Origin of the sequence: Micromonospora sp. DT53 (genome assembly GCF_049841535.1) — a bacterium.
Lineage (GTDB): Bacteria > Actinomycetota > Actinomycetes > Mycobacteriales > Micromonosporaceae > Micromonospora.
In genome coordinates this window covers 329610-344539 of the sequence record NZ_JBNCKM010000007.1, presented here as the reverse complement: position 1 = coordinate 344539, position 14930 = coordinate 329610, and the positions used below count along the sequence as shown (strand labels likewise).

General features: G+C 70.8%; 10 protein-coding genes and 1 riboswitch. Of the genes, 6 read left to right on the top strand and 4 right to left on the bottom strand.

Annotation, left to right across the window (positions count from 1 at the left end):
* Nucleotides 1-280: 280 nt before the first annotated feature.
* Nucleotides 281-1159 carry an amidohydrolase family protein gene (locus ACLQ3B_RS23375; RefSeq protein WP_425782819.1) on the bottom strand — a complete coding sequence of 293 codons (879 nt, stop codon included), beginning with the start codon at nucleotides 1157-1159 and terminating at the stop codon, nucleotides 281-283.
* Nucleotides 1160-1427: 268 nt separating this feature from the next.
* Nucleotides 1428-1572: riboswitch (cobalamin riboswitch) on the top strand.
* Nucleotides 1573-1607: 35 nt separating this feature from the next.
* Between ACLQ3B_RS23375 and ACLQ3B_RS23370 the strand changes: the two genes are divergently transcribed.
* The 3 genes from ACLQ3B_RS23370 to ACLQ3B_RS23360 are packed head-to-tail and all read left to right on the top strand — an operon-like array spanning nucleotide 1608 to nucleotide 3156.
* Entirely contained in the window at nucleotides 1608-1811 is a 204-nt protein-coding gene (locus ACLQ3B_RS23370) for a CbtB domain-containing protein (protein WP_425782818.1), read from the top strand.
* Entirely contained in the window at nucleotides 1802-2572 is a 771-nt protein-coding gene (locus ACLQ3B_RS23365) for a CbtA family protein (RefSeq protein ID WP_425782817.1), read from the top strand. Before ACLQ3B_RS23370 ends, ACLQ3B_RS23365 begins: the two co-directional genes overlap by 10 nt.
* A complete protein-coding gene (locus ACLQ3B_RS23360; protein WP_425782816.1) occupies nucleotides 2569-3156 on the top strand; it encodes a histidine phosphatase family protein in 588 nt (195 codons plus the stop codon). Before ACLQ3B_RS23365 ends, ACLQ3B_RS23360 begins: the two co-directional genes overlap by 4 nt.
* A 48-nt stretch (nucleotides 3157-3204) precedes the next feature.
* Here the strand turns inward: ACLQ3B_RS23360 and ACLQ3B_RS23355 are convergent, their stop codons facing one another.
* The 3 genes from ACLQ3B_RS23355 to ACLQ3B_RS23345 form a co-directional block, all read right to left on the bottom strand.
* Nucleotides 3205-3864, bottom strand: coding sequence for a phosphotransferase (locus ACLQ3B_RS23355; RefSeq protein WP_425782815.1), 660 nt, complete (start codon nucleotides 3862-3864; stop codon nucleotides 3205-3207).
* A 95-nt stretch (nucleotides 3865-3959) separates the two neighbouring features.
* Entirely contained in the window at nucleotides 3960-9575 is a 5616-nt protein-coding gene (locus tag ACLQ3B_RS23350; protein WP_425782814.1) for a GH92 family glycosyl hydrolase, read from the bottom strand.
* Between the two features lie 274 nt (nucleotides 9576-9849).
* Nucleotides 9850-10929: a glycoside hydrolase family 19 protein gene (locus ACLQ3B_RS23345; RefSeq protein ID WP_425782813.1), complete on the bottom strand. Its 1080-nt coding sequence runs from the start codon at nucleotides 10927-10929 to the stop codon at nucleotides 9850-9852.
* A gap of 433 nt (nucleotides 10930-11362) precedes the next feature.
* On the opposite strand from ACLQ3B_RS23345, the gene ACLQ3B_RS23340 reads away from it, so the two are divergent.
* The 3 genes from ACLQ3B_RS23340 (at nucleotide 11363) to ACLQ3B_RS23330 (ending at nucleotide 14920) form a co-directional block, all read left to right on the top strand.
* Nucleotides 11363-12385 (top strand): polysaccharide deacetylase family protein, encoded by a 1023-nt coding sequence (locus ACLQ3B_RS23340; protein ID WP_425782812.1) that lies wholly within the window; start codon nucleotides 11363-11365, stop codon nucleotides 12383-12385.
* Between the two features lie 94 nt (nucleotides 12386-12479).
* Complete coding sequence (locus ACLQ3B_RS23335) at nucleotides 12480-13439, top strand: acetamidase/formamidase family protein (RefSeq protein ID WP_425782811.1); 960 nt, start codon at nucleotides 12480-12482, stop codon at nucleotides 13437-13439.
* Between the two features lie 62 nt (nucleotides 13440-13501).
* A complete protein-coding gene (locus ACLQ3B_RS23330) occupies nucleotides 13502-14920 on the top strand; it encodes a PQQ-binding-like beta-propeller repeat protein (protein ID WP_425782810.1) in 1419 nt (472 codons plus the stop codon).
* The last annotated feature ends 10 nt before the right edge of the window (nucleotides 14921-14930 follow it).

The following is a 14930-nucleotide window of genomic DNA, read 5'->3' as shown; positions in this document are numbered from 1 at the left end:
GACGGGAACCCGCCGACGAGCCGAACGTCCGTGCGCGACCGACCCGGCTCGGATGGCAGTGCGGCAACGTGCCGCACGACCCTCGAGATAGGTCGGATGTTTGCCCCGATCAGGCGTTACCTTCCCACGCATTCACGTATGTTGCCAAGGTCTTACGGGCATGTTTTGCCATCGTTACCTGCACCACCGAAGGCATACATCTGACCAAACGCCATCGGCCGCCGTCGCTAGCATGTTATCGATAACATGCTATGTCCCCAGTTCGGAACCCGCTGCCGGGTCAGAAAGGGCTCAGTTGGTACACCCGGGCGGCGGTCTCACGCCAGATGGCCGCCCGCTCGTCCTCGGACAACGGGTCCAGCAGGTCGCCGAGGACCGTGACCCAGCGGGTGTACGAGGTGGCGAGCAGGCACACCGGCCAGTCCGAGCCGAACATCAGCCGATCCGGCCCGAACACGTCGAGGGCGTGCTCGACAGCGGGCCGCAGGTCGGCCGTCGTCCAGGACGCGCCGTCCACTTCGGTCACCAGGCCGGAGAGCTTCGCCGTCGTGTTGGGCTCGGCCGCGAACGCGCGGAGGTCGCGGCGCCAGTCACCGAGATCGGCGCGACCGAGCGGGGGCTTGCCGAGGTGGTCGAGGACGAACCGCACCTGGGGCAGGTCGCGGACGAGTCGGGTGGCCGCCGGCAGCTGACCGTGGCGCACCAGGAGGTCGAAGGCGAGGCCGGCCGCGCCGACCGCGGCGATGCCCCGCCGCACGTCGGGGCGGTCGAGATAGGCCGGGTCGGGCTCGGACTGGACCAGGTGGCGGATCCCGACCAGCCGTTCGCCGCCACGCGCCTTCCGCAGCCGGTCGAGGCGACGACCGACATCGGCGGCGGTGAGGTCGACCCAGCCGACCACCCCGGCGACGAGAGGATCGTCGGCGGCGATACCGAGCAGCTCGGGCGTCTCCGACCGAACGGCGACCGACTGTACGACCACGGTCTGGGTGACCCCGGCGGCCCGGGTCGCCGGGGCGAGTTCGACAGGGGTGAAGTCGTCGTCGATCGCGGCCATGGTGTGCGGATCGATCCAGGGCTGTGGGTGCCGCGCCCGGACCCAGAGGTGATGGTGCGCGTCGACGATTCCCGGCCGTCGCGCGACCTCGCCGGTCGTCATCGGACCCATCCTGGCGTGTTCACGTTCACCCCCGCCCCGCCACCGACCGAACCCCTCCGGGTAGACCCGGAGCCACAGAGTCGATCTGGCAGGTTGACCATGTTAGCGGTAACAGGCTGTTCCCGCGTCGCGGAACGCGCGCCGGACCGAATTCCCACCGGGTCGCCTTTTGGTCTGACGAATCCGCCGGCACCGACGGCTGGTCCGACTCGTTGACCCTCCGGTGGGCGGACGCCGTCCGAGCGCGGCGCCCGGGTTGACCGCCTGAGGTGGCACCGATACCGTCGACCCACTATCTGCGGCGACGCGAGGGAAGCCGGTGTGAATCCGGCGCGGTCGCGCCACTGTGAGCGGTTCCCAACCACAATTGGGGGCCGCGAGCCAGGACGCTCGGTCGTCCGCAGCCTTGCGATGGGGACGCGTCATCCCTGGGGAGGTTCGTGTATTCATGTCTAGTTCCGCTTCCAGCCAGCCGGTGGTGCACCCCGTCGGCAGCGCACGTCTCCTGTGGACGGCTCTGGCGACCGTTGCCGTGCTCACCCTGCTGGCCTACCTCGTCGCCTTCGACCAGGGGGCGGTGTCGCGCAGCGGGATGTACCTGCACGAGCTGATGCACGACGGCCGGCACCTGCTGGGCGTCCCGTGCCACTGAACACCACCACCGCTCCCCCGTTCCTCGCCGTCCTCGTCCGCGGTCTGCTCGCCGGCCTGCTCGCCGGCCTGCTCGCCGGGGCGTTCGCGTACGTCGCCGGCGAACCGCACGTCGAGGCAGCCATCGCCATCGAGGAGGCGGCGGCACACGCCGAGCCCGCCGCTGGTGCGCACGACCACGAGGACGCCCTGGTCAGCCGCACGGGTCAGCGTGGCGGCCTGTTCCTGGCCACCGGCCTGTTCGGGGCCGCGATGGGTGGCTTGCTGGCCACGGCGTACGTCCTGCTGTCGCGTCGGCGGCGCGCTGACGACGACGGGCGGTCGGGCCTGCTGCTGGCCGGCGCGGCGCTGCTCGGCGCGGTGATCGTGCCGTTCCTGAAGTACCCGGCGAATCCGCCGGCGGTCGGCGACCCGGCCACCATCAACCAACGGACCCTCACCTACCTGTTGATGGTGGTGCTCGGGCTGGTGGCCGTGTGGGCCGGCTCGCTGGGCTACCGGGCGGTCGGGGCCCAGGCGCCGCCATGGCTGCGCGCCGCCGCGGCCGTGGGCGGGTTCCTGCTGGTCGCGGCAGTGTCGTACGTGGTGATGCCGTCCTTCCAGGAGGTGCCGGCGGACTTCCCGGCGACCCTGCTGTGGAGTTTCCGGCTGGCCTCGCTCGGCACCCAGGTCGTGCTCTGGACCGGCATCGGCCTGCTGTTCGCGGCCCTGATGCATCACGAGCGGCGTCGCCGGTCCGCCACCGCGCTGCCGAGCACGTGACCGGCACCAGCCTCCGGCTGGTCGCCCACGGTCGTACCGCCGCTCTGCGTCGGGCCCGCTTCGGCGGCACCGACGACGGCCTGGACGAGGGTGGCCTTCGTGCCGCCCTCGCCCAGGCCCACCCGGGTCCGGACCGGCGTGGGCCCCTCGGCGTGCACGACACCTGCCTGTCCAGCCCGGCGGCGGCGGCCCGACAGACCGCCGACGCCCTCGGCCTGCTGCCGACGATCGAGGCGGCGTTGGCCGACTGTGACTACGGCGACTGGTCCGGACTGTCGCTCGAGGAGATCGCCGGCACGCACCCGCAGGCGTTGCGCGACTGGCTGTCCGACCCGGACTCCGCGCCGCACGGCGGTGAATCGGTCACTGCCGTGCGGGATCGGGTCGGTCGCTGGCTGGACGAGCACCGTGGCGCCGGTCGACGCGTCGTCGCGGTCACCCACCCGCTGGTGATCCGGGTCGCGGTCGTGCACGCGCTCGGCCTGCCGACGGCGACGTACCGACAGGTGGACGTGGAGCCCCTGGCCGTCGTCCAGCTCACCAGCCAGGGCACGCGCTGGCACCTCCGGCTGGGCCCGCACTGAGCTGAGCGGTGGGTGGACGGCCCGCTGAGCCCGACCGGACGGTCTGCTTCAGCCCTCTCGAGTGCGGACCAGGGCGGCGGCGCGGCCCAGGGCGGATTTCTCGACTGCGGACAACGCGGGGTCGACCCGGCGCTGGCCCAACGCACGCCGTAGTTGGCTGACCCGGGGCGGCTCCGCGCGTCGCTGAAAGGCGTCGAGGCCGTCCCGGGCAAAACCGGCGAGTTGGGCGTCCGAGCCGACCGCCACCTCGGCGAGGATGAGAGCGGTCATGGCCACGTCCAGGTCGGCCGGGCCCTCGTCCGCATTGCGCCAATCTATGACCACCGGCCCGCGCGAGGTCACCATGACGTTCTGTGGGTGCAGATCGAGGTGCAGGACGCGGTCCGCCGGGTCGGCGCTGAACCGGGCCGGCAGGGTGTGGAGGCGGTCATGCAGGCCCACAAGCTGGTCAGCGGCCGCGCCGATGCCGGTGCGCCCGGCGAGCAGCGACGCCAGCAGAGTCTCGCCGTCGAGTCGTTCGAGCACCAGGTCGGGCCCTTGCGCGTCGTACACCACGGGCACCGGGTAGCCGGCGGCCCCGACGTACGCCATCAACGCCGCCTCGGGCGCGCTGTCCCCGCCCTGGCGGTAGCGGCGCAGCACCCGCGACTCGTCGAGCGCGTAGACGTCGGCGTCGCGCCCCGAGGCGAGCAGCGCGTGATCGGCCATGGCAGACGACGCTAACAGTCGGTCGCGCGACAAACGCGTGGGGCGGGCCCTGATCGCGGCCCGCCCCACGCGGCTGCACTGTCCCCGGCTCGGTGCTAGCCGGTGACGGTGAACGGTCGGGACACAGTCGTCGCCGACGTGGCACCGTTCAGCGTGACGCTTGTCGCGCCCGCCTTCGCCGCACCCGGAACGCTCACCGTCGCGCCGGAGAGGACGCCGTCACCGTTCGCGCGCACGATGCTGACCGCGAGGCCGGTCCCGAACGTGATCGTGACCGCCTCGTTCGGTACGAACCCGGAACCGTCGACCATGATCGACGTACCGCGCGGCCCCGAGGTGGTCAGCAGCGCCACCCGCGGCTGGTAGGTCCGCGTCTCCGGCTCCCCGGTCACCTGCACGGTGGCCGTGGCCGGCGTACGCGAGGACGCGCCCGTCGCGGTCACGGCGTACCGCCCGGGTTGCGCGTCACCGGAGGTCGGCACCGAGGCGCGAACCGTTCCCGTCGCGGAGGCCGCGACCTTCACGGTCCGGCCCGGGTCGGTGCCGACGCTGACGGTCACCTGCTCGCCGGCGGCGAAGCCGCTGCCGTCGACGGTGACCGCGCCACCGGTGCTGACGGTGCCGGACGCGGACAGCGCGATCGCCGGCTGCGATCCGCCCCGGGCCACGGTCACGGTGAAGGACTGGGTGCCGCTCGACATCGTGTCCCACGCGGTGACGCGCACCGTGTAGGCGCCCTCCCTCGGGTAGGTGTGCTGGCCGCTCATCGCACCGGACGCGCCGATCGTCACGTCGTCCGGAACCGTGCCGTCACCCCACTGGACGCGGGCACGGTAGCCCGTCGTACCGGGAACGCCGCCGGTCACCGCGCCGAGGTTCGCCGCGAGGGCCTGCCCGGCGGTGGCCGTCTGGTCCTTCGGGGCGACGGTCGCCAGCGCCGGTGCGGGCGTGCCGTCGTTGGCCACGGCGAACACGTGGATCCGACCCGCCGAGCGAGGGTCGCCGGTCTGCGTCGGCAGGGTCACCGACACCAGCGTCTTGCCCGCCGGGATCTGGTACGGCGCGGTGGCGAACAGGAACGGCTGGGCGCCGTCACGGCTCGTGCCCTGCAGCCGGTACGCCGTCCGGGCGACGATGATGTTGCCGTACGACGGGGTGCCGTTGGCGTTGCCGCCCAGCGTCCAGTCGCTCAACTGGATCGGAATGCTGGCCGTGCTGCCGTCGCTGAACGTCGCCGTGCCGGTGGTGCTCTGGTTGCCCTGCGTTCCGGCGCCGATGAACGAGATGCTCTTCGCGTCCGCCGGAAGGTCGAGGACGGCAGTCGCCCCGTTGCCGGTGGCGTTGTCCGGCTGCCCGGCCGGGATCACCGGCAGGGTGAACCGCAGCTCGGTTCCGGGAACCTGCCGGGGCTGGCCCTGGGTCGCGCCGCCCGCCGCGAGGGCCGCCCGCGAGTACGCCCACGACTTGGCGTCGCAGTCTGCCGCCAGTGCCCCTTCGTCACCGACGCAGACGCTGTCGAACGCGGCGGTGAGACCGGAGGCCGGGGCGTACGCCACCTCGACGCCGACCGTCGCGGAGCTCTGGCTGTCGCCGTCGGTCACCGTGACGTTCGCCTGGTGGTAGCCCGGCGTGGCGTAGGTGTGCGACCCACCGATGCGGTAGACGGCCCGCGAGCTCAACGTCACGGTGCCGGCGGTGACCGGCGTGCCGTCACCCCAGTCGATCGTGGCCTGGTAGCCGCTGGCGTCGCCACCGATGACGGTGGCCAGCGGCACCGAGACGGGTGCGCCCGACGTCGCGTGCACGCCGTCCGCGGCGGTGACCGCGATGTCGCCGCCCCCGAGGTCGAGGTCGCCCCCGGCGAGCAGCTCGACCTCGGCGAGGTTGGTCTGCGCGGCGCCGACGGTCTTGGTGACGGCGAGCCGGAACTGCGCGAACCGCCCCGGCTTGTCGATCGAGTACGGGCGGGTCTGGTTGCGCCACGGGAACACCTGGCCGGTGCGCGAGTCCAGTGTGGTCCAGGTGAGGCCGTCGTTGGAGCCCTGCAGGCGCCAGTCCGCCGGATCGCCCACAGCGGCCCCGGACGTGACCGTGTAGTACTTCGGCTTCTGCTTGCCACCACGGAAGGCCCAGGTGATCTGCGGGGTCGCCGAGGTGAAGGTCAGCTGGGTGGTCGACGAGTCGTCGAACAGCTTCGACGCGTCCTGACCGCCGGTCGCGGTCGCGGTGCCGAGACCGGGCCCGGTGACATCCTGCAACGGCTTGGGCGCCTCGTCACCCTTGGTGAGCGACGGCGGCGCGTCGTTCTTGCCGCTGCCCCACGACGACGGCCTGGGGCCCATCTGGAAGTCGATGGTGCCGCCCTTGGCCAGCGTTGCCACATCCAGGGACAGGCCGCGCTGCTTCTTGCCGTTGACCCGCACGTCCTGCACGTAGACGTTCGCCGTGCTGTTGTTCGGCGCGTTGACCACGATGTCGCCGCTGCTGCGGTGCACGGTCATTCTGGTGAACTGCGGCGAGCCGATCGCCCACTCGGACGACCCGGCCTGCAACGGGTAGATGCCCAGCGAGCTGAGGATGTACCAGGACGACATCTCGCCGTTGTCCTCGTCACCCAGGTAGCCCTGGCCGATCTCACTGCCGACGTAGAGGCGGCGCAGGATCTCCCGTACCTTCTCCTGGGTCTTGGCCGGCGCGCCGGCGACGTTGTACATGTACGGGATGTGGTGCGACGGCTGGTTGCTCATGCCGAGCTGCCCCATCCGCACCGCGCGCGCTTCGAGCATCTCGTGGATGACGCCGCCGTACCCACCGGGGCGGTCGGCGTTCTCCGGGGTGGTGAAGAACGCGTCCAGCTTGTCCCGCAGCGCCTTCTGCCCGCCGTACAGGTTGGCGAGGCCCCGGCCGTCCTGCTGCGCGGTGAACGCGAAGTTCCACCCGTTGGTCTCGGTGTAGACGCCACCCCAGTCCAGCGGGTCACCGGCGAGGAAGTTGCCGGCGGCGTCGCGGCCCTGGAAGAGCTTCGTCTTCGGGTCGAAGAGGTGGACGTAGTTGCGGGCCCGCTCCAGGAAGTACCGCGACTCCTCCTTGAGCCGTGCGCGCTGCGACTTCGGCGTGGCCGGGTCCTTGGCGAGCGCCGCACCCATGTTGCCGATGCCGTAGTCGTTGATGTAGCCCTCCAGTGCCCAGGACACCGACTCCCCCGTGGACGTCGGCGTGTAGCCGAGGAACAGGGAGCTCTCGATGCCCTTGCGTCCGACCGCGCTGCGCCCGGACGCGACGGTCGCGTCCTTGACCGCCGCGTCGTACGCCGCGAGCGGGTCGGGCAGCTTGACCCCGGTGAGGTACGCCTGGGCCAGCGCCACGTTCGCGCTGGTGCCGGTCATCAGGTCGGCGTAGCCGGGAGACGACCAGCGGGCGATCCAGCCGCCGTCACGGTAGTGCTGGACGAACCCGTCGGAGATCTTGGCGGCGACGTCCGGGTACAGCAGCGCGTAGGCGGGCCACACGGTGCGGTAGGTGTCCCAGAAGCCGTTGTTGACGTAGATCTGGCCGTCGACGATCTTCGCGCCGGTCTGGGTGGCTGTCGACGCGCCGTTCGCCGCCGAGACCGGGCTCGCGTACCGCCAGCGCGGCGCGGCGGCGGTGCCGGTGTTCTCCGACTGCGAGTTCGGGTAGAGGTTCAACCGGTACAGGTTCGAGTACATCGTGACCAGCTGCGACTCGGTGGCGCCCCGCACCTCGACCCGGCCGAGCCGGTCCTTCCACCCGGCCGTCGCGGCGGCGTGGATCTGGTCGAAGCTCTTACCGGAGACCTCCAGGTCGAGGTTCCGGCGCGCCTGGTCGACGGAGAGGAACGACGTGGCGAGACGCATCGTCACCTCCCGTGACGCGGAGACGTCGAAGGTGGCCGACGTCGCGGTCGAGGCCGTCGGCGCCCGGTCGAAGGCGCCGGAGACGAACATCCGGCTGCGACCGGCCGACAGGCCGCTGCCGTTGTCGACCCAACCGGTGAACGTGCCGTCCGTGCCGATGGTGAACGTGCCGTTGTGGAAGACGAGGCTTCCGGTCGCCTGCCCGGTGGGGAAGGTGAACCGCATGATCCCGGCGTGGTCGGTGGGCGACACCTCGGCGACCAGGCCGTTCTGGAGCGTGACCCGGTAGAGGTCCGGCTGGGCCGTCTCGTCGTCGTGCCGGAAGGCGACCGCGCGGCTGGCCGGCTGACCGGTGAGGGGCCCCCCACCGACGACAGGCATCACCGACATCTGGTTGCGGTCACCCATCCAGGGGCTCGGCTCGTGGGAGATCGCCAGGCCCTGGAGCATCGGGAGGTTGGCCTCGTTGTTGACCCGGTGGTACTCGTACTCCCACGAGTCGGAGGTCGCGTCGGTCACCGGGGTGAAGAAGTTGAACCCGTTCGGCACGGCGGTGATCGGCAGGTTGTTGCCGCGCGAGAAGCCACCTGTCGAGTTGGTGCCCCGTCGGGTGTCGACGTAGTTGGTCAGCTTCGAGCCGTCGATCGACGCCGGCGCGGCCGTCAGCTCGATGTCGTCGAGCCAACCCTGGAACCGGGTCTCCCCGGTGGCCTGCGGATTGTCGTACGCCAGCAGGATCCGGTCGATCGTCTTGCCGCGCGCGACGGTGCCGAGGTCGGCCTGCACCATGTTCCACTGGTCGGCGAAGAGCACCTTCGAGGCGCCCTGCCCGGCGCCGGTGAGCGGGTTGCCGTGTTGGTCGGTCGGCGAGCGGCCACTCAGGTAGCTGCCGTCGGTGAAGTGCAGGTCGACGGCGGTGTAGGTGGACGGGTAGCGGCCGTCCCCGTTGGTGAGCTCGGGGAAGATCTTGTACGACAGGCGGGTCTTCGGCCCGACCGGGATGGTGACGTCGAACAGCTTGTTCGTCGCGTACGAGCGGCCGTTGCCCTCGGCGCCGCCGGAGTAGCGCAGCGCGGCCAGGCCGGTGAACCCGACGTCCGGCTTCGTGGTGTAGCCGCCGTTCGGGCCGGCGGTCGCCTCGCTGACCATGGGGGTGGCCGGCGGGCGGACGTTCGAGCCGTCGCTGATGTTCCAGTCGGCGAGCTGCACGAGTGAGTCGCCGGAGTTCGCGGTGACGTTGAGCCGGTAGAAGCCGTACGCGTTCGTGTTGGTGAAGTTGTACGTCCTGGTGGCGAAGCGCCCGCTGAACTTCTCGCCGGCGCGCTTGTCCAGGTCGGTCCAGGTGCTGCCGTCGTTCGACCCCTGGATGACGAAGTCCCGGGGGTCCCGGGTCGGCGCGTCGTCGGCCGCGGTCAGCGAGTAGCGCACCACCGTCGCCGGCTTGGCGAGTTGGTAGGTCACCCAGCCGGTCGACGCGAACACGAGCCACTTGGTCGACGGGTCGTCGTCCTTGAGGTTCGCGGCGACCTCTCGCGGCTGGTTCTCGCCACTCGCGGTCACGGCGCTGACCTGGCCGAGCAGGCTGCCGGGCAGGGAAGCGACAGTGCCGCTCAGGTTGCCCTGGACCGGCTTTCCGTTCGCGCCGACCTCCACGGTGCTGGTGGCGGGCTGCGGGTCGGCGGACTCGAACGAGGAGGTGAAGTTGCCGGGTGGTGCGGGGGTGGGGGCGGCGTTCGCCAGGGGCGCGGCGACGAGCAGGCCCAGCGGTAGCAGGACGGCTGTCGTCGCCGCGATCAGGCGGGGAGAGAGGGGACGCGCAAGGGGGGTGTGCGACATGAGGGACGGAGCCTTTCGACTCGAACCGGGTCGAGTACGTCGAACGTCTGGGCAGAGTGGAGCGGGTGGTGGTCGGGCCCTGACATCGTTGTCATAGGAGTTCGTGAACAACGAGAGCCGGAGCGGTGGACTGTCGCTGATAGTTCCGGGCGCACCACGGCCATGTCAACGGGTTGGTCGCGCCGAACGACCGCCGCCCCCCTACCGGGCCCCGGCGGTCGATCTGCCGGGCCTCGACTCCGTCCGCCGACGGACGCCGAGGCCCGGCCACCGATCAGCAGTAGAGGTTGGCTCCGGCGGACACGCCGAGGATGCCGACGAACTGCTGGTACCTGGTGACGCGACTCTGCACCTGGGCGGGGTTTCCGCCGTCGCACTCGATGGAGCCGTTGATGCTGCGGATCGTCTGACCGAACCCCGCGCCGTTGACCATCGCGTTGTGGGCGGTCATGGTGCCCGGCCCGTTCTGGGTCATCCAGTACCAGATACCTGTCTTCCAGGCCACCGCCGCGTCGGTCTGCACCAGCCACGGATTCGCCAACAGCGGCAGGTTGAGCGCGTTACCGGCGGCGTTGTAGTTGAAGTTCCAACTCAGCTGGATCGGCCCCCGCCCGTAGTAGGCGGCCTGCCCGGCGGGGCACCCGTACGGCTGCCCGTAGTCGCAGTAGTGCGGGTAGTTCGCGGTGTTCTGCTCGACGACGTGCACGAGCCCACCGGTCTCGTGGTAGACGTTCGCCAGGAAGGCCGCGGCCTCCTGGCGCTGGACGGTGGCGCTGCCACTGCGCGCGAACGCCGGGTAGGCGCTGAGCGCGGCGACGAGTCCGGAGTACGTGTAGAACGAGTTGCGACCCGGGAACATCTGGTTGAACTGGGCTTCGGTGACCACGAAGCCGCCCGGGTTGGTGGGCGGCGGGGTGGTCGGGGGTTGGCCGCCACAGGTGTAGGGCTCCCAGTACCAGGTGCTGACGACTGGGTCGTACCCGGGATTGTCGTGCTCGGCGATGTAGTAGGCGCCGTTGGTGTACCGCACGATCGCCCCGGTGGCGTACCAGGTCCCGGCGGTCCAGTTCGGGTAGCTGCACGTCCCGCCGGTGGGCGGGGTGGTGCCCCCGACGCACGCCCCGAGGTCCTCCCAGACGCCTGTCGTACCCGGCGGCGCTTCGTTCTGGGTCCACCACTTCGCCCGGTAGTTGCGGCCGTTGTGGGAGACCTGGGCGTCTCCCCAGTAGACGGCCGAGGCCTGCCACGATGCTGAGCAGGCCGCCGCCGACGCGGCGGTGGCCGGGATGACCGCGACCAGTCCACCGGCGACGATCAGTGCCACCAGCGCGACCAGCGCGCGCAGTCTCGTCATGTGATCACTCCAATCCTGGGACCTCACCTGCCGAAACCCGAGCCGGATATCGACCGAAGTCACGGTAACACCTTCTGTTCACACTCTTTACTATTCCGTGCGGGTCCTGGCGCGACGGACCCGCCGATCGACGCCCGATAATTCCGGCCGCTTTCCGGATCATGTCGAGTGCGACCCCGTCGATCGCCGCGATCGAGACACCACACGAGCCCTTCCTCGACCGCGACATGCCTGGCCAGCCCTCGAACGGCCTTCTGCGGCGTTCCGGGGATGTTCCGGAACTTGTTGACGCGTTGGAATTCTCGCTGTAATACTCCGATCCATTGAGGTCAATGCAATCGGCGCGGTCTCACCTCCACCACCCCACTCATCCACACCTGTCTGGACGCTGCCCGCACACCGGGCGCGTCCGGCCTGCGCGAAGGGGCACCAGATGAGCAGGCTCTTCCCCCGCACGGCCCTGTGGTCGAGGCGGTTGCGCGCGGCGCTCGCCGTCCTCGCCACCGCCGTCGCCATGTGCGGCGTCGTCCTCGCGGCCACCTCGACCCCGTCGAGCGCCGCCACCTGCAACGGCTACGTCGGCCTCACCTTCGACGACGGTCCGACCGGCAGCACCAGCGCGCTGCTGAACGTGCTGCGCAACAACGGCGTACGGGCCACGATGTTCAACGTCGGCCAGAACGTCCAGAACAACCGGTCGGCCGCGCAGGCCCAGGTGGCTGCCGGCATGTGGGTCGGCAACCACAGCTGGAACCACGCCCACATGACCTCGATGAGCCAGTCGCAGATGCAGTCGGACCTGTCCCAGACCAGCTCGGCGATCCAGTCGGCGACCGGCAGCCGACCGGTGCTGTTCCGGCCGCCCTACGGCGAGACCAACTCCACCCTGCAGTCCGTCGCCTCGTCGCTGGGCATGCGCCAGGTGATCTGGGACGTGGACTCCCAGGACTGGAACGGCGCCAGCGTCAGCCAGATTGTTGCCAACGCGAGCCGACTCCAGGCCGGTCAGGTCATCCTGATGCACGACGGGATCCAGAACACCCGTGACGCGATCCCGCAGATCATGGCCAACCTGACCAGCCGCAACCTGTGCCCCGGCATGATCTCGCCCTCCACCGGCCGCGCGGTCGCGCCCGACGGCACCACCCCGCCGCCCACCACCACCCCGCCGCCCGCCGGCGGCACCTGCACCGCCACCGCCACGACCCCCAACGTCTGGGGCGACAGGTACAACACGTCGGTGACGGTCAGCGGCGCGAGCACGTGGACGGTGGTCGTGGCCATCACCTCGCCGCAGCGGGTCTCCACCATCTGGAACGGCACCGCCACCTGGGACAGCAGCGGCACCGTCATGACCATGCGATCCAACGGCAGCGGCAACACCTTCGGCTTCACCACGATGACCAACGGCAACAGCAGCGCCCGCCCGCAGATCCGCTCCTGTACCTCGGGTTGACATCGCCGAGGTTGAGTCGTGCGCGGTGGGTGCGCCCGGCACCCACCGCGCACTGCGACCCGGCGCGCGGACCAGACCGCGCTAGCCTGCACCGATGCGACACACCCTCACCCCTGGGGACGACAGCCTGCACGGCCACTTCTCCCCCGCTCTCCCGCCGGTGCTCACCATCGACCCTGGCGACACGGTCACCTATCGCACCCTGGACTGCTGGTGGTCCGCCGGCCCGTACCCCGGTGGGGCGAACCGGGACCGGCCGCGGGTCGCGCAACATCGGCCCGACCACGGCCACGCGTTGATCGGCCCGGTCGCGGTCCGCGGTGCCCGCCCCGGCCAGACCCTCGCGGTACGCATCGATGCGGTCGTCCCGTCCAGCTGGGGAACCACGGTGGCCGGCGGCTGGCCAAGTGGGTTCAACGAGCGCTACGGCGTGCAGGACCAACAGGTGGTGCACGCCTGGACACTGGACCCGGCGACGATGACCGGCCACAACCAGCACGGCCATGAGGTCGCGTTGCGGCCCTTCATGGGGGTGCTCGGCATGCCACCCGCCGAGCCGGGACGGCACTCGACGACCCCACCGCGCCCCTGGGGCGGCAACCTGGACTGCCGAAACCTCACCGCCGGCAGCACCCTCCTGCTGCCGATCCCGGTGGACGACGCGCTGTTCTCCGTCGGGGACGGGCACGCCGCACAGGGTGACGGTGAGGTCGGCGGCACCGCGATCGAGTGTCCGATGGACGAGGTGACGTTGACCTTCGACGTGCGCGACGACTTTCCGGTCACCGGCCCGGTGGCCCGGACCCCCGACGCGTGGCTGACCCTGGGCATCGGCGCCTCCCTCGACGACGCCACGTTCACGGCACTGAACTCGATGCTGACCCTGATGCAGCGGCTGCACGGTCTCAGCCGCGCGGACGCGGTGGCGCTGGCCAGCGTCGCGGTCGACGTGCGGGTGACGCAGATCGTCAACCAGAGCGTCGGCGCGCACGCGGTGCTACGCGATGACGCGCTGCGCTGGCCGGACGCCGGTTCTGTCGGGGGGCGCCGTTAACGTGTGGTCACTGTCGCCGCGCCGGCCGGATCGCGCCGCTCGCTGACCCTCGGAGGCCCCCCATGTCCCAGGAGACGACCTACCTCGAACTGTCCGAAGTGGACGGTGCGCACAAGTTCTACGAGGTCATCGTCGACAATGCCACGCTGACGGTGCGCTACGGCCGGATCGGCGACCAGGGGCAGGTCAAGGCCAGTGCCTATCCGGACAACGCCCGGGCTCGGGCCGCCGCCGCGAAGAAGATCGGAGAGAAGGTCCGCAAGGGCTACGCACCCGCGATCCCCGGCGTCCGCCAGAAGCGCACCGTGTCGCGCCGGCAGATCGTGAGCACCCGCTCCACCGCCCACACCGCCCCGGTGCTCTGGCGCTACGACTCCGGCGCCCCCGCCTTCGGCATCTTCGTCGACGGGCAGCACTGCATGGTCGGCAACGAGCACGGTGTCATCACGACGCTCGACCACGACGCGCAGGTGCGCAGCCAGGTCCGCCTTCCCGACGGGGTGAAGTGCATCGTCGCCGACGACGCCTGGATCTACGCCGGCTGCGACGACGGCAACGTCTACGACCTGTCCGGCAAGGTGCCCCGGGTGGCGTACGCGATCGCCCCGGAGATCGACATCTACTGGCTGGACATCCACGACGGCGTCCTCGGCGTCTCCGACGCGGACGGCGGCATCACCGCCGTCGACCACGAGGACGAGTTCCTGTGGCGTCGTCCCGGGCGTGGTCGTTCGGCCTGGATGGTGCGGTGCGACGACGACGCCATCTACCACGGCCACTCGCAGGGTGTGACCGGCTACGAGTGGCGCACCGGCGGCGAACTGTGGCACACCAGGACCGGCTCGGTGCTCTTCGGCTGGCAGGAGCACGGCAGCGTGTTCGCCGGGACGGGCACCCGGGAGGTGGTGCGGCTGTCCAAGTCGGGTCGACTCGAACGCACCTACCGCTGCGACGCCCCGGTCTTCTCCTGCGCCACCGCCGAGGGCGGTCAGTACGTCTTCGCTGGTGACAGCCAGTCCTCGATCTACTGCTTCGACGCGGCGGGCACCCGGCTGTGGAAGCTCGGCACCGGCTGCGGCTCGGCGTACTCCATGCAGTACCACGACGACCGGCTCTACGTCGTCACGACCGGCGGCCATCTGGCCTGCATCGACGCGAGCGAGCCGGCGATCCGCGCGGCGCAGGCCGGCACCGTTCCCCAGGTGCGCGACATCAAGGCCCCGCGCCAGGCGCCCCAGCCGGTGCAACCGACGATCGTCGAGGTGACAAGCGACGCGGGCGCCGGCGTGGTCGTGCAGTGCCTGGACGATCGGGGGCGACTGCGGGTTCAGGTGCTCTCCGACGGCTACCGGCCCGACTGGTCGGTGCAGTTCCCCAAGGGGATTCGCGAGCCGGGCGCCCGCTATCTGGTGACCGAGGTGCGCGAGTCCAGCCGCGGTGGTTACTACCGCGCGTACGGCGACATCCGCCGTCTGCGCTGAGCGGCGGGCG